Source organism: Burkholderia sp. Bp9140 (genome assembly GCF_003853425.1).
Lineage (GTDB): Bacteria > Pseudomonadota > Gammaproteobacteria > Burkholderiales > Burkholderiaceae > Burkholderia.
On the sequence record NZ_QTPQ01000015.1, the window covers coordinates 75,634 to 92,712 of the forward strand.

The following is a 17,079-nucleotide window of genomic DNA, read 5'->3' on the forward strand; positions in this document are numbered from 1 at the left end:
GATCAAGCTTCTCGAACAATGCTCGACTATTCGTTACTGGAAGCGTTGGCTGAAGTGGTGCACGAAGGCAGCTTCGAGCGCGCGGCCCGGGTCTTGCATGTGACCAAGTCGGCGGTGTCGCAGCGCGTGCGACTCCTCGAGGAACGCGTCGGATGCGCATTGGTGGTGCGAAGTCAGCCATGTCGCGCGACCGCAACCGGCCGGCAGTTGTGCCAGCATTTCGACCGGGTGCGCCTGCTCGAAACGGAGTTGCGGGCGACGCTGCCCGCGCTGGATCCGCAAGGGGTATCCCGAGTCCGGATACCGATCGCCGTGAACGCCGATAGTCTCGCCACCTGGTTCGCACCTGTCTTAACGGCGTTCGCGGCCGAGGCATCGGTGTTGATGGACGTGGCGGTAGACCACGAAGGCCACACCGCCGAATGGTTGCGCACCGGCACGGTCCTGGCGGCCGTTACTGCCATGGCAGAGCCGGCGACAGGCTGCAGTAGCCGCCCGTTGGGAGAGATGCGCTATCGCGCCGTTGCCAGCCCCGCGTTCGTGGCTCGCCATTTCGGCAAAGGCGTGGACGCCGACAGCCTCGCACTGGCGCCGAGCCTGCTCTTCAGCACGAAGGACGATTTGCAGTCCCGCTGGGTGCAGCGCCATTGCCGGCACCACGTCGAACTGCACCGGCACACCATTCCGTCATCCCCCGCCTTCGTGACCGCCGCGCTTGCCGGCATGGGATGGGGCTTGCATCCCCAGGCATTGATCCAGCAACACATCGACGCCGGCACGCTCGTCGAACTGGTGGCGGACACGCCGCTCGACGTCACGCTGCACTGGCAACAGGCCCGCATGGCGTCCACACTGCTTGAGAGACTGACACAGGCGGTGCTGGGCGCCGCCAGCGTGCTATCCCGCTGACATACGAAGCCGATCGGTTCGGAATCTGGCGAGCGGGCCATGAAATTTCGCTTCCTCCGGTGGGCCGCTCCCGTCATCAAGCCTGAATCAGCTCGAACGCGCGTCTCTCCCCCGACTCGCGTCGAGTCGCCCACGATCCGGCGCGACGCCCACGCCGACAAGGGCAATCATCATAAGGCCGGTGACCGCCATCAATGCCATCGACAGCGAGACGACCGTCAGCACCGCACTAGCGACGATCACGCCTACCGCGTTGGCGGTACGCAGCAAAGCGAACACTTCGGCCCGTTTATGTGGAGGAGCCAGCGCATCAAGCGCAAGCGAATAGTGCGTCCCCAACGGGGCCACCATCGAGCCGATCAACACCGCGCCAAGAACAGTGACCCATAGCGACATCCCGAGCGCAGCGAGGAATGAACCCGTCGCCATGATCGAAAGCTGAGCCAGCACCTCCCGTTTCGTCGACATCCGGTTTCGAACGCTCACCCATATGCCTCCCGTTATGGACGCGAGACACAACGGGACAGTGAAAAAAATGGCGAGCGCGGGCTCGCGGTTGAACTTCAACGCCAGCGCGACGGCACCGATCTCGATCCCCGCCACCGCGGATGCTCCTGCAGCCGCACACATCAGCCATAAGGCGACTGGGAAATCAAGAATCTTGTCCACGACGACGTCCGGACTCCGGCCGTGCGAGAGACCGGTATCGGGAATGAGGAGCGCTGGAATGGTGCCGAGAGCGGCGATCGCCATCACTGAAAGGACCGGCGAAACAATGCCGAGCCCGGACGCGACAACCGGCGCCGACACGAATGTCAGTTCGTTGAGGGTAGCGGCGATGCCCAGGGTACGCGGCAACTTCGCGGCAGACACCAATTGATTGAGAACAACGCGAATGTACCCGTGGGCCGCACCGTTCACCAGGCCGGCGAGTGCGGCGAGCAGGATCAATCCATCAAGCGAAACGCGTACCCATGCGCCTATTGCGATCGACGCCAGTGCCAACGAGCGGACCGCCACCAATCCCCTCAGGAACCACCCTGCCGGGAATCTCGTGCCTAGCCGCGTCAACGGAACAACGCCTGCAACCTGAGCCACGGTCATCGCAAGAATCATTGCCGCGCCGCCGCTCGCCTTGCCGGTCAGGCTCACGGCAAGCAGTGAAAAGGCGACGGGCCCCGCGGCCTGCGGGACATTCAACGTTGCGGATGACGCAAACCAGCGAAGAAGTAACCGGCGGCCGACTCCCGCACCGGGTGATGGACGAGCCGTCTCTTTCGGAGAATTGTCAGGGCGATGGGGCATTGAGAAACGCGAGCAGCCGAAGGTGTTCAACGTGCGAAATCCGACCGAGTGGCCGACGTAATGCTCAACGATACGCTTCAAACCGGCCCGATGCAGCGCGACCCACGGTCGTCTCCAGCACAGTCACGAATAGACGCCTCGTCACGGCTCCGCCGGTCCACCGACCTGTAGGCCGACCGCGTCAGTCGGCCGGACTCCCCGCCACCGGGCCCGGTTCAGATGACGCTTTCCGCGCAACCGCCCGCCCCGCCGATTCGATCAACTTCTCCAGTGCAGCCAGGCGAACACAGATGCAGAACACGTCGATGGCGGCGCGCAGTTCCGCGTCCGACGGCAAGCTCGGTGCTATCCGGATGTTGGAATCGTCGGGATCGACGCCGTAAGGAAACGTGGCGCCGGCATGCGTCATGAGCACGCCGGCATCCTTGCATAACGCCAGGGTTCGCGTGGCGGTGCCCGGCATCGCGTCGTAACTGATGAAGTAACCGCCCTTCGGACGTCGCCAATGTCCGATCCCCAGATGCCTGATCTCTCGATCCAGGGTATCGCAGACGGCGTCAAACTTGGGTTTCATGATCGCGCCGTGCTGCTTCATCAGCCGCAACGCATGCTGCTTGTCCTTGAGATAACGAACGTGGCGCAGCATATTGACCTTGTCGTAACTGATGATCTCTGCCGACAGGAGCCGCTTCATGTAAGCGATGTTGGCCTCGCTCGTGGCAAACACGGCCACGCCGGCACCCGGCAGGGTTACCTTCGAAGTCGACGCGAATTCAAACACCATGTCCGGATTCCCGGCCTCGCGGCACACGGTCAGCATGTCCGGAATGGGTACGAATTCGCCGTCGAACTCATGAATGAAGTAGGCGTTGTCCCACATGATCGTGAAGTCCGGCGCTGCCGGCCGCAGCGCGGCCAACCTCGCGATGGTCTGGTGCGAGTAGATGATTCCCTGCGGGTTCGAGTACTTTGGCACGCACCAGATGCCTTTGACTGCCAGGTCCGCGACTGCCTCTTCCACCGCAGCCATGTCGGGCCCGGTCTCGGTCATGCGGATAGTGATCAATTCAGCGCCAAGCGACTCGACCATCCTGAAGTGGTTGTCGTAGCCCGGCGACGGGCAAAGGAACTTGATCTTCCTTTCCTGTGCCCACGGTTTCGGACTATGCAGCAAGCCGTGAAGATAGGCCCTCGAAAGCACGTCGTACATCAGCTTCATACTGGCGCTCCCCCCGACGAAAATCTCGTCGGGTCGAGTGCCAAGCAGTTCCGCGAACAAGCGCCGACACGATGGGATACCCATGAGGTCGCCGTAGTTGCGAACGTCGATGTCGCCCTCCACGCAGTCGGAAGGGTCCGAGAGCACCGTCAATATGTCGCTCACCAGATCCAGTTGTGCTTTTCCAGGTTTGCCGCGCGACATATCGAGCTGGAAGTTCCTTGCCTTTGCCGCGGCGAACGCCGTGGACACGGTTTCGTATTCCGCACGCAATTGCGCGGGAATCAGCTTCGCATATGCAGCCATTTTCCCGTCTCTCTTTCAGTTGCTGCTCGAATCCGCATCGACCGGGGCTGCCATCACGTTTCGCAGTCTTCCGATACCTTCGATTTCGACGATGACCTCGTCGCCCGGTTTCAGCCACGGTCGCTGGCCGGGTGCCTGCTTCATGCCGTTGATGACGCCCGCGCTGGTACCCGTGAAGATCAGATCACCGGGTTTGAGTGTGATGAACCGGGAGATGTAGCTCACGAGCGTCGGAATATCGAAGATCAGGTCCTGGGTGTTGGCGCTCTGGCGCAGTTCGCCGTTGCACCACAACCGGATCGGCAACCGGCCGCCGTCAATCGCATCGCGGGTAACGATGCAGGGCCCCACAGGGGCGAACTTATCGGACGATTTGCCAATCAACCATTGGCTCACCCGGAATTGCTGTTCGCGGGCTGAAACGTCATTGCCGATGGTATAGCCAAATACATGGTCGAGCGCATGCGCCTTCGACACGCACTTGGCCTGCTTCCCGATCACGACGACCATCTCCGCCTCGTAGTCGAACTGGCCGCCCGCAACCGGAAGCGGAATGCTCTCGTCGTGGGCGGCCAACGCAGTATTGAACTTGCTGAACACTTCGGGCACCACCGGCAGATTCTCGTTTTCCTCCGCCGCGTGCGCCAGATAATTCAGGCCGATGCAGAAGATCTTTTCAGGGGCCGTCACGGCGGGAGCCAAGGTCAATTCGTCCAAATGCTTCCTGGGGGCCTTTCTCGCCATCTCGGCGGCCTGCCTCTTGCCGTCCTCTCCCGCGGCAATGAGCGATTCCATCGCGGCGAGTGCCTGGAGACGCTCGTCGTCAACAGACCGAACCGCCGCGGTCAGATCGGCGACGCCCTCCTCCGTGACGACGCCAACGTGCACTTCTCCGCTCTCGTAGAAATTGATCAACTTCATGAATGCCGTCTCCCTGTCCAGTTGAGCTATACCCGGGCCCGGATGTCACGTATTTCGGACACCTGACTCATCGTCCTGCGACGCAGTATTGATGCAATGTCTCGGACGACTGCCACAACGACAGTGTGCCCGGCGGGCACGGCGTTGTTAAACTCGATTTGCTAAACCGGATAAACGATTTCTGAACGATGCAGCAATGACTGCCCCGGCCGGAGATTGCCGGCACGCCCTACGCGAACGCGAGGAGCGCGACCTGCAACTTCAAACCCGCAAGCGGAATTCCCCTCGTCGGCACACGCCCCTTCGCAATCCCACGATATATCCCTGCTCGCCGCCGCACCGGACGCTTACCTTCAGAGACCACGCGACATAGTATTAGAATCATTGATACTCATCAGAGACATGCTGTTTTCCTGAACTCGAGTCCCTACACTGGTTTCCGAAGGCGCAAGCAAGCGCCTCGGCCATAACCAGAGTCTCAGGAGACGAAAGTGAGCAAGCAGATATTGATGGAGGACGTCCCGCTGCGCGGTTTCCATGTGCGAGTGGCGTTCAGCGGGACGGGCGGGCAATTCAGCGACGGCTTCGTGCTTGGCATCATCGGCATCGCCGTGAGCATGGCGGCCGGCACGCTTCACCTGAATGCGCTCTGGATGGGTGGACTCGGCGCGGCGTCCCTGGCAGGGCTTTTCTTCGGAAGCATGTTCGCGGGCCCTGTCGCGGACAAGTACGGTCGACGCACCATCTTCGCGTTCGACATGCTGCTCTTTGCGGCGATCTCGGCAGCGCAATATTTCGTCACGTCGCCGACCCAACTGCTGGTCCTGCGCGTGCTCCTCGGCCTCATCCTGGGCGCCGACTACGTCGTCAGCAAGTCGCTCGTCACGGAATTCGCGCCACGCCGTTATCGCGGCCGGCTGCTGAGCGTCCTCGCCGCGGCATGGGCGGCGGGTTACGTAGGCGCCTACCTTGCCGGCTTCGCGATTCGCGACATCGGCCCCGACGCATGGCGAATCATGCTGGCCGCCAGCGGCCTGCCGGCGCTGCTGATCCTGCCGTTCCGGCTCGGCGTGCCCGAGTCGCCCATGTGGCTGATGAAACGCGGGCGAAACAGCGAGGCCCTCGACATCATTCGTGCAAAGCTGGGGCCGGATACCGTGCTTCCGGCGTCGCCGACCGCCCCCCAGCAACGCCGCGGCGCCTGGTCCGAGTTGTTTTCGGCACGCTGGCGCAAGCATACGTTGGTCGGCTGCGTGTTCTACACGTGCCAGGTCATCCCGTACTTCGCGCTGGGGACGTTTTCCCCGAAAGTGCTGCAGGCGTTGCAGGTCAAGGACAGTTTCGTCGGCGGTCTCGTCTATAACGTCCTGCTCTTCGCCGGCGCAATATTGGGACTCTTGATCGCCGATCGACTGTCGCGCCGCGCATTCCTGATCGGAAGCTTCTACCTTGCCGCACTCGGACTCGCCGTGCTGGCGTATGCAGGCTTCGGGCCGATCGGAACGATACTCGCGTTCGGCATTTTTGCCTGCATTCTTTCCGCTGCCGCGAACCTCGAATTCGTCTACCCGCCCGAACTTTTTCCGACACATCTGCGCGCATCGGGTGTGGGGCTGGCCGTCGCGTCGAGCCGGTTCGGCTCGGCGATCAGCACATTCCTCTTGCCCGTCGCCGTGCAGCACGTCGGCATTCACGCTGCGCTCGGCACATGCGTCGCCGTGCTCGTGTTCGGCGGCGTGTTCTGCCATTTGTTTGCGCCGGAAACCCGCAACGAAAATCTGTCCGACATGCATTCCGGTCCGGACGAAGACGATGCGGCGTCCGTCACTGCGCGCAATGCCGGCTTCCAGGCAGCCCATCGCAACAGTTGATCGTACCCATTGGAGCCCATCATGCCGGCCAACAAGCCAATCGATATGTATGCCGTACAAGTCTTCGTCGCAGTGGCGGAGGAAGGCAGCATGTCCGGAGCGGCCGGCCGCATGGGCATTTCTCAATCGGGTGTCTCGCAGATCGTCCGGCAGCTCGAAGACGAACTGGGCGTGGTGCTCGTTGATCGGACAACCCGCCCTCTTGCGTTGACGCCTTTCGGCATCGCGCTCAGGAACCGCGGCGCGGTCCTCAGCGAGGAGATCTCCAACCTGAAGGCGCAGGTGGTCGAGGCGGGGCGTGGAATCAAGCCTGACCTTCGTATCGGACTGGTCGACTCTTTCGCGGCGACCTGCGGATCGGTCTTCACGAAGCGACTCCTGGGAAAGGTCTCGCAACTGTCGATACGCACCGGCTTGAGCCCGCAGCAAGGAGAGGCGCTGTTGCGGCGCGATCTCGATCTCGTGGTGACGAGCGATGCGCTGATCGACGCCGGCGACGTCGTGCGATTCCGCCTGCTGTCCGAGAAATATCTCGTCATCACGCCCAGGGATTTTCGCGGATCGGTACGGACGGTAGAGGACATCAGGGCGTTGGCCAATGCGTTACCGATCGTGCGCTTCAACCGGAGTTCACAGGTCGGCATGCAGATCGAGCGCTATCTGAGGCGAATCGAGGTGCGCATTCCGACCAGACTGGAACTCGACAACGCCGATGCCCTCACCTCGATGGTCGCGGAAGGCATCGGATGGGCCGTGACCTCGCCGATGTGCCTGTTGCAGGGCGCAACCTATGCGGACCAGGTCGCGACCCACGTCGTCGACGGACTCGGCCTTGAACGCTCGCTCTATCTGGTGGCCCGCCGGGACGAATACAACGCATTCTTCGAAGACGCGTGCGACACGGCATCCGAAGTCATCGAGCAATCTTTCATGCCACGCGTGCGAAAAGCGCTCGGTCAGGAAATTGAACAACTTATTGATGTTGGAAACAGGAACTCACATGGACAATCGAGCCAAAGCTGAAACGCGTATCGAACGCGACTATGTCGGGGAAGTCGCAATCCCGGCCGATAAACTGTATGGCGTGAACTCGGTACGGGGTGTCGACAACCTGACGGTTTCGCCGCTCAGCATCTCGCACCATCCGGCATTCCCGATCGCCTTCGCGCAATGCAAGTGGGCAGCCGCCCTCGCCAACCGCGACACGGGCACCATCACGCAAGCGCAATGCGAGGCCATCGGCCGCGCTTGTCGCGAGATCATCGATGGCAGGTTTTCCGACTCCCTCGTCGTCGATCTGCTCGAAGGCTCCGGCGGCACGTCGACGAACATGAATTTCAACGAGGTGATCGCGAATCGGGCGCAGCAGATTCTGGGGCATGCCGCGGGATCGTATGAAGTGGTCCATCCCAACGACCACGTCAACCGCTCGCAGTCCACCAATGACGTCTACCCTGCCGCGATGAAGATGGCGACGTTCGCAATGCTCGAACCGCTCATCGACGAGTTGGCGCACCTGGCCAGACAGTTCGATGACAAGGCTGTCGAGTTTGCCGATATTCTCCATCTTGGTCGGACGTGCCTTCAGGACGCGCAACCGATGCGGCTCGGCCAGCTGTTCGGTGGATATGCGTCACTTACTCGACGCCTCGGCGAAGAGCTGGCGATCGTACGTGACAAGCTGCGCACACTCCCGCTGGGCGGCACGGCAATCGGCACTGGATTCGGCGCACCGGCAGGGTATCGGTCGGTGGTCTTCACGCACCTCTCCGAGATCACGGGCGTCGACTACGTCGCCCCGACAAACTCGTTCGATGCCATGCAGAACATGGACGTATTCTCGCGTGTCTCGGGCGAACTGCGGACTTGCGCGGCCTCCCTCGCGAAGATCGCGTCGGATCTGACCATCCTGTCTTCCGGCCCGGTGGGCGGACTGGGTGAATTGACGCTTCCCGAAGCGCAGGCAGGATCGTCCATCATGCCCGGCAAGGTGAATCCGGTGCTGCCGATGTCGATGATTCAACTGAGCTTTGCGGTCATCGGCAATGACGTCGCGGTAGCACAGGCCGTCCAGTACGGCGAGCTCGAGATCAATCATTTCGAGCCTGTCGTGGCTTCCCGCGTGTTCGACAGCATCACGTTGCTGACCAACGGGATCCAGCGGTTTGCGCGGAAGTGCGTGGCCGGTATCACGGCGAACATCACGCGCAATCAGCAAAACCTGATGGACTCGATGGCTGTGGCGACTGCGTTGGTACCGAGACTCGGCTATGCGCGCGTGAGCAAGCTGGCGCGGCAGTCGGTCGCCGAAGGGCGTCCGTTGGCGGTTATCCTGGACGAATCCGGCCTCCTGTCTCGAGACGATGCCTTGTCGGAAATCGACAAGGCTTCATACCCGGTCTTTGAACCGCGATAATCGACACGCGGTCGGCTGTCTGGGGTGATGGCCGACCGTTTCAACGCTGATGGAACGGGAAATAACGGGAAATGATGGAAAGGGACGGATTGCTCGAACTGCTCGAGCGACAAGGCATTCCATTTGAGTACGAGCGCCACGAGCGCGTACTCAATATGGCGGAATCCGGGGCACTCGAGCTTTCGCTCGTCGGCGCCCGCTGCAAGAATCTTCTGCTGCAAGACAAGCAGGGCAACTTGTACCTCGTCGTCACGACAGCGGACAAGGCCCTCGACTTGCGCGCGATCGCGGCCACGCTCGACAGCAAGCGCCTGTCGTTCGCTCCTGCCGAGCGCCTGTCGGATTCGCTCGGTGTGCGGCCCGGGTCGCTGAGCCCGCTCGCGTTGGTCAACGATCCCTTCGGCCGTGTTCGACTTGTGATGGACGAGGATCTGGCCGCGGAACGGGCCTTTCTGTTTCATCCGCTCGACAGCTCGGCGACGGTCGCACTCTCACGGCACGACTTCGAAAATTTCCTGCAGCGTATCGACCACGCCCCCTCCTGGCAAATTCTCGGCGCTCGACAGCCTGCTTAGACGTCGCACCGTGCGGTGCGCCCTCGGTGCAACGCCATGCATGCGAGCCGCGCAATTCGCCGTCGGTGTCGTTTTCCCCGTTATGACTTCGCATCTGATTTATACGTCATGCTTATTTATCTTGATTCATTCACTACCGTTCTGGTGACGGTGTCAACCGTGCATTCTTGAGTCGGAAAACGACAGGCTGGGGCGGCGCTCCACGGCGCGGCAAGCGGTGCCTCGGCCACTCGCGCGGCCGGGCAGTGCGAAGGTGCAGGATCCGTACAGACGTCCGGATAATCGTGGCCAGGCGCGAGCGGTTGAGTGCAGCGATCAAGCCACGGTGCTGCCGGCGTCCAGCACGATACTCGCCCCGTTCATATGAGACGACTCGCGGGCAAGCAGGAATGCGACGGTGTTTGCCACGTCTTCCGGATTTCCGTATGGTGCCGCAGTCGCGCGGGCGATCCCCTGGCCTCGGGATTTGGCCATTTCGTTAAGTGTATCGATCAGCGGCGTCTGAATCGGCCCAGGCAGGACCGCATTAACACGAGCCCCGGTCCCGATTGCTTCAAGCGCCGCACTTCGGACAAGGCCCAGCACGGCGTGCTTGCTGGCAACGTAGGCAGACAGATTCGCTCGGCCGCGGATGGCCGATGTCGATGCGATCGCCACGAAGCTGCCCGCTCCACTTGCGCGAAGCGCCGGCAGCGCGTGCTTGAGTGCCAGAAACGTACCGCGGACATTGACGTTCATTACCAGATCGAATACGTCCTCCGGGTAATCCTCGACGGGTTCGAGTCGACCTGCGGCACCGGCATTGGCGACAAAGCCATCCAGTCGCCCATAACGCTCAATGGCGAAGGCGACCAGTTCCCGAACGTAATCGGCTTGCGTGATATCGCCAGTCACCATATCGGCCGGCGCACCGAGCGCGCGGCAACGCCCGAGTACGTCCGCTGCTGCCTTGTCGGTCCGCGACGATAGCACTACCGCCCAGCCGTCCGCGGCAAGGCGCAGGCAGATGGCCGAGCCGATCCCGCCGCCAGCGCCCGTCACGATCGCTACTTTCCGGCCGGTCCGGGATTCATTGCTGACAGTGACGTGTTGCGGAGAGGACATGTTGAACTCCCGATCCAGCGATAGATGAACGTCGACCTCAAACCGATAACACGATGGCGTCAAGGTCACGAGATATGGATTGCCAAACGATTCGCAGTGCTATGAGTTAAGCCGGGATAGACACCGGACAGGAGCGCAGCGCCGCTGACGCGGCGCTTTCCATTCAAGCGCCGGACAACCTGCGGCGCTTGAACGTGACGGCTCAATCGAGATACCAGCCCCAGGGTTCTTCGCTGACGTAAGCAGTGATCTGCTTGGTCTCGAGGTAGTTCTCGAAACCCCAACGACCGAGCTCGCGGCCAATCCCCGATTGCTTGTAACCGCCCCACGGTGCTTCGGTGAAAGTGGGCTGCGAGCAGTTGATCCAGACGATCCCGGCCCGCAAGGCGGCGGCCACGCGTTCGGCGCGCTCGTCGTCGCTCGTCATCACGGCGGCCGCGAGGCCGAAGCGCGTGTCGTTCGCAAGCGTGATCGCTTCATCTTCCGAGCCAAACGCGCGGACGCAGACCACCGGCCCAAAAATCTCTTCCTTCCAGGCGTGGCTATCGAGCGGCACATTCGTCAAGACGGTCGGCTCGATGAAATAGCCTTCGGACAGATGCGCCGGACGCTCCCCGCCCGTCACGACGGTGGCGCCATCGGCGCGCGCCTGTTCGATGGCGGCAGTCACGCGTTCCAGCTGGATCTTCGATACCAGCGGGCCGAGCAGGATGCCGTCGGTCAATCCGTCTCCGATCGTGATTTTCTTCGCCTCCTGCACGAGTCGCTCGAGGAACCGGTCATGGATGCGCTCGTGGACGAGCACACGGGACGTAGCCGAACATACCTGCCCCTGATTCCAGAAAATCCCGAACATCACCCATTCGACGGCCTTTTCGATGTCGCAGTCGTCGAACACGAGAATGGGCGACTTGCCACCCAGTTCGAGACTGACGCGCTTGATCGACTTCGCAGCCGCCGCCATCAGTTTCGAACCGATTGCGCCCGACCCGGTGAAGGCCAGCTTGTCCACCTCCGGGTGGTCCACAAGCGGCTGCCCCGCATCCGCCCCAATCCCGGTGATCACGTTCAGAACGCCGTGCGGCAGTTCGACTTCTTCCGCAATGGCAGCCAGCTCGAGCGCGGTGAGCGACGTGGCTTCCGCCGGCTTCAACACGACGGTGCACCCGGCAGCGAGCGCTGGCGCCACCTTCCATGCCGCCATCAGAAGCGGATAGTTCCACGGAATGATTGCACCGACGACGCCGATCGGTTCGTGCGCGACCTTGGACGTGAAACGATCGTCGGGAAGACGAAGCGATTCGACACGTTGACCGTCGTACTCCTCTGCCAGATCGGCGTAGAAATTGAAACAGCCGGCCGCGTCCGTGATGTCCCACTTCGCTTCGGGAAGCGGTTTGCCGTTGTCCAGCACCTCGAGTTCCGCGATTTCGTCGAGACGACTCCGGATACGCGAAGCGATCTTTCTCAGGTAGGCCGCCCTTTGCGCGCCGGACATTCGCGGCCATTCGCCGTTGAACGCGCGTCGTGCCGCGCCGACGGCAAGATCGACGTCTTCCGCAGTCGCGGCGGAGATTTCGTGGAAAGCCTTGCCGCTCGCGGGATTGATCACTTCAAGCGTGCCGCCGAGCTTGGGCGACACCCATTTACCATCGATGAATAAGCCAGTACGCATCATTGTCCCAACTGTTTGGATTGATCGGCGTGACGCATCTCCCTGTTCCAACCGGCTGAGCCGGCCACAAGAAGGTCACATAGCTGTCTGAAAGCTTGAACCGGTGTGCTCAGACATGCGTCAGAAATTTCTTCGGAATTGCGCCGCGGAACACGCGGTCAAGGACGATCGCGAGCGCGACGATCGCGATACTCGCGCGCATGCCGAGGCCGAATTCCATGCGGGACAGGCCACGGGTGACTTCAGCCCCCAGTCCGCCTGCTCCGACAAGGCCGGCAAGGACGACCATGCCGAGCGAAAACAGCACACACTGGTTCACCCCCACAAGCAGGGTCGGCATGGCAGACGGCAGCTCGATCTTCCAGAAAATCGCCTGCTTGCTCGCGCCGATGGCTCGCCCCAGTTCAACGCGATTTTCCGGGATCTCGCTCATCGCCAGTATGGTGAGACGGATCATCGGCGGGATGCCGTAGATGACCGTCGACAGCATGGCCGGAACGACCCCGAGGCCGAACAGGATGACGGCCGGAACCAGATACACCCACGGCGGCATCGTCTGCATGATGTCCAGCACCGGACGAACCACGGTTCTGAGCCGCTCGCTGCGGGAGAGCAGCACGCCGATCGGAATGCCGGTTACGACCGAGAACGCCACCGCCAGCGTGATCACCGCGATGGTCTCCACCGTTGCGCTCCACATGCCCAGCCCGATGCAGAGTGCCAGGCCGCCGGCGCACAGCAACCCACCACGCCAACCCGCTACGACCAGGGCGATCACCGACAATACACCGACAATCACGAGCGGAGACGCCAGCGACAGCAGGTGGACGACCGCCTGAATCAGGCCGTTGAAGAACACCGCGATCGCAACAAAACCGTCGTGATGGTGAACGTTCAGGTATGACAGGATGGGCGCGACCAGGGACCCGGGGGAAATATGCAGCGTTTCCATCATGCTTTCCTTATCGTTGGCCGAGCCGTTGCGAGAACCGGTCCAGCACGATGGTTACAACGACGATTGCGATACCGGCGTTGACGGCCTTGTCGATCTCGAGCGTGCGCACGGCGTCGTAGATCGACTGACCGAGACCGCCCGATCCTGCGATACCGGCGATGACGACCATCCCGAAGCTGAGCATCAAGCTCTGGTTGATCCCGGCAAAAATCGACGCAAGCGCGATCGGCACACGAATCTTGAAGAGATGGTCGAACAGTGTCATCCCGACCGCCGTGCCGAGTTCCCGATACTGAATCGGCGTCATGCGGATGCCATGAGCCGTGAGGCGCAGCGCCGGCGGAATCGCAACAATCCATGTTGCCCACATCGCGGTTGCCGGACCGTAGCCGAGCAAGGCAATGCCCGGCAGCAAGTAGATATACGGCGGCATCGTCTGGATGAAGTCGAGAACGACTTCGACACTCTTGATGGCTCTCGAGGTCAGGCCAAGCAGGATGCCGGCCGGAATCGCAATCGCGAGCGCAAGCAGCGTCGAGCTGAACACCAGCGTCAGCGTGCTCATCGTTTCAGCCCACAGACCCATCGCCTGACACATCCACAGCCCGATCACCGCGGCGATCGCGAACGTGCGCCCGACGAATCGCCAACCGCATACGCCGGCAGCGAGTACGAGAACCCACCAGGGCACGAACGTCAGAACCGCGTCGATACCGTTGAACGTTCCGTTGAGGACGGCGCTCACGCCATTGAAAACATCGGTCGCGTGATCGGTAAGCCATCCGAGGCCGCTGTCGACGGCCCCATCAAAAATTTCTGTCATGCTTGCCATTGCGTCACCATTCATCAGTCGGTTGCAAGGGCGCGCGAGCGCTCGGCTCTGACATCAATCCCGCGCACGGCTTTCAGAATTGCTTCGCGCGTAACCGTTCCGACGGCGTTGCCGTGTTCGGTAATCAGCAAGCTCTCGCTCCCTTCAGCGAGAGAAAGGTCGATCATCTCCTCCAGATCCGCATTGATGTCGACGCTCGTGTGCGATCCGGAGACGGGCTGCGCGCCAGCAAGCGGCTGCATTACCGAATGCGCCTTGACCAACTTGAGGCGCGAGACGCCCTCCATGAAACTGGCGACGTAGTCGTCGACCGGGCTCAGGGCAATCTCCTCCGGCGTGCCGATCTGAATGATCTTCCCCTCGCGCATGATCGCGATGCGGTCCCCGATCCGGATCGCCTCCTCGATATCGTGCGTAATGAAGATGGTCGTTTTCTTGAGTTTGGTGGAGAGCTGCTTGAATTCCACCTGGAGCTGCTTGCGAATCAACGGATCGAGGGCGCTGAACGGCTCGTCCATCAGCAGCAGTTCCGGATTTGCTGCCAGCGCGCGCGCAATACCGACGCGTTGCTGCATACCACCCGACAGTTCTTTCGGATAGCGCTCCGACCAGCTGCCAAGCCCGACCGTGTCGAGTGCGGTTTGGCTCTTCTGCCGGCATTCTGCCGTCGATAGCCCCTGTACTTCGAGGGGAAGCATCACGTTCTGCAGGACGGTGCGATATGGCAGCAACGCCACCTGCTGGAACACCATGCCGATGCAGGTCGAACGCAGCTTGCGCAATTCGGAGTACGGAAGCTTGCAGATGTTCTTGCCACGCACGATCACCTCGCCGCTCGTCGGATCGATGAGGCGGTTGAAGTGGCGGATCAACGTGGATTTGCCGCTGCCTGAAAGACCGATGATGCAAAACGTCTCGCCTTCGGCAATGGAAAAATTCGCGTTATTGACTGCTGCAACGCAGCCGAATTTCTTGAGCAGTGCCTCTTTATCGTATTGCCCGCTCCGAGCTGCTTCGATCGCAGCTGCGCTGGCGTTACCAAAGATCTTCCACACATCGCGGCATTCGACGATGGTGGTCCGTTGCACATGGGAAAGTTCGTTCATCATGGTCATGCTTCCATCTGGCGGTGGGAACCGGGCCGGCACGTTTGATGGGCGGGCGCGGCGCGGCCGATGGCCGCGCTGCACCCGCTACCGCTCCGTTACTTGGCGGAGAGCGTCGTCCATTTGTCGACCAGTACCGAGTTTTCCTTCCACCAGTCGCCGACTGCCTGGTCCATCGTCTTGCCGTCCTTGACCGCGCCGTTGATGCGCACGACGTCGTCGATCGGAATGAACTCGCTCGCCACCACTTCACGGAGTCGCGGATTTGCGGCCGAGAACCCCTTCTTCGCGATCCAGTAGTAGGTCTGCGGCGGCGCGAAAACATGCTTCGGATCGTTCAGGAACTTGACCTTGAACTTCTGGACCATCCACGACGGCGTCCACAGGACGGTCACCATCGGCTGCTTGCGCTCCAGCGTCGACTGCAACTGTGCAACCATCGCGGCCGTGCTGCCGTCGACGAGCGTGTAGTCGAGACCGTACTGCTTGATCGCATTGGCCGTTTCACGCATGAGGCCCGAGCCCGGTTCGATACCGATGATCTTTCCGCCAATCTGCCCCTTGACCGAGTTCAATTGGTCGACCGAGTTGATGGGCATGTAGTCGGGAACGACGATCCCTTGACGCAGACCGTGCGAAACGACCGATACCTTTTCGAGCCGGTCCTTGTTCTTGGACCAGTAATCGGAAGCGACATAGTTGATCTGCGAGACCAGCATGTCGACATCGCCACGAGCCAGGGCGCTATACGCGATGCCCCATTCGGAGAAGTTCGTCACCTGAACCTGATATCCCTCCTTTTCAAGCAGTCGCTTGGTGATCAACGTCATCGGCAGGAGGTCTTCCCATCCCATCGTGCCAAGCTTGACCAAGGTCTTCTCCGCCGCACCCGCTGCACATGCGAAGCACAACATCGTTACAAACGAAACGAGTCTCCACCACTTGCTCATGGCATTTCTCCATTGATATAGGTCTATTTGCTTCTGCTACCGCGGCGTGGGTTTACCCAAACAGCGGCGCCAGCGCTTCCTGAAGCGCCAGGTCTTGCTCCTTCGACAGCGCGCGGAGCGGCTTGCGCATGCGCCCGGTGCCGTAGCCACGCAGTTGTGCGGCGCGGAGCACGGAAGGAATGTAGTTGCACCTCCAGATGAACAGCAGGGACGGCAACATCTTTTGCCACAGCGCGAACGCTTCGGCGTAGTTCTTGGCCTGCAGCAGGTTGTACAGCGTCGCGGCTTCCTTCGGCATATAGTTCGCGGCGCCCCAGATGGCGCCTTTCGCGCCGGCCATGAACGCGTAGATAGCCGTCGTATCGCAGCCGTTGAGTACGTCAACCGACGTGCGGATGTATTCCTGGTGGGTCGTCATGTCCCCACCGCTATCCTTGATGTACTTGAAATTGGGCAGTTCGCCGAGTCGAGCCAGCAATGAGACGGACACCGAAATTCCCGTCGCCTGCGGAATGTTGTAGCCGATGATCTCCACGCCGACTGCCGCATCGATTTCCTTGTAGAACTCGAACAGCCCATCATCGTCGGTCGGCCCCTCGAAGTACGGCGGGAGGACCATGATCCCGTCGGCCCCGATCGACTCTGCGTGACGCGAACGACGAACCACCTCATCGACGTTCAGGGCGGAGGTCTGGCAGATCACATTGCACCGGCCGTTGACGCGCTTCGCACCGACTTCATAGAGCTTGTTGCATTCCGCCTCCGTGAGGTACGGATGCTGCCCCGTACCTGCACCGAAGACCAGGCCGTGGACGCCTGCGTCGATATATTTTTCGACGAGGTCTTCGAATACCTCGAACGCGATCGACCCGTCATCGTTAAAAGGGGTTTGCATTGCCAGGTTGACACCAGCCAGCTTAGCCATTCTCGAACTC

15 protein-coding genes are annotated in these 17,079 nt (G+C 61.3%); 5 read left to right on the forward strand and 10 right to left on the reverse strand.

Annotated features, from left to right (window positions below):
- Positions 1-18: 18 nt before the first annotated feature.
- On the forward strand, positions 19-909 hold the full coding sequence (locus DIE21_RS14595) for a LysR family transcriptional regulator ArgP (protein ID WP_124498359.1): 891 nt from the start codon (positions 19-21) through the stop codon (positions 907-909).
- Between the two features lie 87 nt (positions 910-996).
- Here the strand turns inward: DIE21_RS14595 and DIE21_RS14600 are convergent, their stop codons facing one another.
- From DIE21_RS14600 to DIE21_RS14610, 3 genes are all read right to left on the reverse strand, one after another.
- On the reverse strand, positions 997-2,295 hold the full coding sequence (locus DIE21_RS14600; protein ID WP_124498360.1) for an MFS transporter: 1,299 nt from the start codon (positions 2,293-2,295) through the stop codon (positions 997-999).
- Positions 2,296-2,395: 100 nt separating this feature from the next.
- On the reverse strand, positions 2,396-3,739 hold the full coding sequence (locus DIE21_RS14605; protein ID WP_124498361.1) for an aminotransferase class I/II-fold pyridoxal phosphate-dependent enzyme: 1,344 nt from the start codon (positions 3,737-3,739) through the stop codon (positions 2,396-2,398).
- 15 nt (positions 3,740-3,754) lie between these two features.
- Positions 3,755-4,660 (reverse strand): fumarylacetoacetate hydrolase family protein, encoded by a 906-nt coding sequence (locus DIE21_RS14610; RefSeq protein ID WP_124498362.1) that lies wholly within the window; start codon positions 4,658-4,660, stop codon positions 3,755-3,757.
- Between the two features lie 509 nt (positions 4,661-5,169).
- On the opposite strand from DIE21_RS14610, the gene DIE21_RS14615 reads away from it, so the two are divergent.
- From DIE21_RS14615 to DIE21_RS14630, 4 genes are all read left to right on the forward strand, one after another.
- Positions 5,170-6,531: an MFS transporter gene (locus DIE21_RS14615; RefSeq protein WP_124498363.1), complete on the forward strand. Its 1,362-nt coding sequence runs from the start codon at positions 5,170-5,172 to the stop codon at positions 6,529-6,531.
- Positions 6,532-6,552: 21 nt separating this feature from the next.
- Positions 6,553-7,554 carry a LysR family transcriptional regulator gene (locus tag DIE21_RS14620; protein WP_124498364.1) on the forward strand — a complete coding sequence of 334 codons (1,002 nt, stop codon included), beginning with the start codon at positions 6,553-6,555 and terminating at the stop codon, positions 7,552-7,554.
- Complete coding sequence (locus DIE21_RS14625; RefSeq protein ID WP_124498365.1) at positions 7,532-8,947, forward strand: aspartate ammonia-lyase; 1,416 nt, start codon at positions 7,532-7,534, stop codon at positions 8,945-8,947. Before DIE21_RS14620 ends, DIE21_RS14625 begins: the two co-directional genes overlap by 23 nt.
- Before the next feature lie 89 nt (positions 8,948-9,036).
- Positions 9,037-9,522: a prolyl-tRNA synthetase associated domain-containing protein gene (locus tag DIE21_RS14630; RefSeq protein ID WP_185642774.1), complete on the forward strand. Its 486-nt coding sequence runs from the start codon at positions 9,037-9,039 to the stop codon at positions 9,520-9,522.
- A gap of 315 nt (positions 9,523-9,837) precedes the next feature.
- Here DIE21_RS14630 and DIE21_RS14635 read toward each other — a convergent pair whose 3' ends face one another.
- From DIE21_RS14635 to DIE21_RS14665, 7 genes are all read right to left on the reverse strand, one after another.
- Positions 9,838-10,626, reverse strand: a complete 789-nt coding sequence (locus DIE21_RS14635) for an SDR family NAD(P)-dependent oxidoreductase (RefSeq protein ID WP_124498367.1) — start codon at positions 10,624-10,626, stop codon at positions 9,838-9,840.
- A 202-nt stretch (positions 10,627-10,828) separates the two neighbouring features.
- On the reverse strand, positions 10,829-12,301 hold the full coding sequence (locus DIE21_RS14640) for an aldehyde dehydrogenase family protein (RefSeq protein WP_124498428.1): 1,473 nt from the start codon (positions 12,299-12,301) through the stop codon (positions 10,829-10,831).
- 109 nt (positions 12,302-12,410) lie between these two features.
- A complete protein-coding gene (locus DIE21_RS14645; protein WP_260432490.1) occupies positions 12,411-13,253 on the reverse strand; it encodes a proline/glycine betaine ABC transporter permease in 843 nt (280 codons plus the stop codon).
- 10 nt (positions 13,254-13,263) lie between these two features.
- Positions 13,264-14,088: a proline/glycine betaine ABC transporter permease gene (locus DIE21_RS14650; RefSeq protein WP_124498369.1), complete on the reverse strand. Its 825-nt coding sequence runs from the start codon at positions 14,086-14,088 to the stop codon at positions 13,264-13,266.
- Positions 14,089-14,102: 14 nt separating this feature from the next.
- Entirely contained in the window at positions 14,103-15,197 is a 1,095-nt protein-coding gene (locus tag DIE21_RS14655) for a glycine betaine/L-proline ABC transporter ATP-binding protein (RefSeq protein WP_260432491.1), read from the reverse strand.
- 95 nt (positions 15,198-15,292) lie between these two features.
- Positions 15,293-16,144 (reverse strand): glycine betaine ABC transporter substrate-binding protein, encoded by an 852-nt coding sequence (locus DIE21_RS14660; protein WP_124498370.1) that lies wholly within the window; start codon positions 16,142-16,144, stop codon positions 15,293-15,295.
- A gap of 52 nt (positions 16,145-16,196) precedes the next feature.
- A complete protein-coding gene (locus DIE21_RS14665) occupies positions 16,197-17,069 on the reverse strand; it encodes a dihydrodipicolinate synthase family protein (protein ID WP_124498371.1) in 873 nt (290 codons plus the stop codon).
- Positions 17,070-17,079 lie beyond the last annotated feature (10 nt).

Coding starts and splice junctions, on each gene's coding strand:
- DIE21_RS14595 (WP_124498359.1), top strand. CDS start 19: ATGCTCGACTATTCGTTACTGGAAGCGTTGGCTGAAGTGGTGCACGAA.
- DIE21_RS14605 (WP_124498361.1), bottom strand. CDS start 3,739: ATGGCTGCATATGCGAAGCTGATTCCCGCGCAATTGCGTGCGGAATAC.
- DIE21_RS14610 (WP_124498362.1), bottom strand. CDS start 4,660: ATGAAGTTGATCAATTTCTACGAGAGCGGAGAAGTGCACGTTGGCGTC.
- DIE21_RS14615 (WP_124498363.1), top strand. CDS start 5,170: ATGGAGGACGTCCCGCTGCGCGGTTTCCATGTGCGAGTGGCGTTCAGC.
- DIE21_RS14620 (WP_124498364.1), top strand. CDS start 6,553: ATGCCGGCCAACAAGCCAATCGATATGTATGCCGTACAAGTCTTCGTC.
- DIE21_RS14625 (WP_124498365.1), top strand. CDS start 7,532: ATGGACAATCGAGCCAAAGCTGAAACGCGTATCGAACGCGACTATGTC.
- DIE21_RS14635 (WP_124498367.1), bottom strand. CDS start 10,626: ATGTCCTCTCCGCAACACGTCACTGTCAGCAATGAATCCCGGACCGGC.
- DIE21_RS14640 (WP_124498428.1), bottom strand. CDS start 12,301: ATGCGTACTGGCTTATTCATCGATGGTAAATGGGTGTCGCCCAAGCTC.
- DIE21_RS14645 (WP_260432490.1), bottom strand. CDS start 13,253: ATGGAAACGCTGCATATTTCCCCCGGGTCCCTGGTCGCGCCCATCCTG.
- DIE21_RS14650 (WP_124498369.1), bottom strand. CDS start 14,088: ATGGCAAGCATGACAGAAATTTTTGATGGGGCCGTCGACAGCGGCCTC.
- DIE21_RS14655 (WP_260432491.1), bottom strand. CDS start 15,197: ATGATGAACGAACTTTCCCATGTGCAACGGACCACCATCGTCGAATGC.
- DIE21_RS14660 (WP_124498370.1), bottom strand. CDS start 16,144: ATGAGCAAGTGGTGGAGACTCGTTTCGTTTGTAACGATGTTGTGCTTC.
- DIE21_RS14665 (WP_124498371.1), bottom strand. CDS start 17,069: ATGGCTAAGCTGGCTGGTGTCAACCTGGCAATGCAAACCCCTTTTAAC.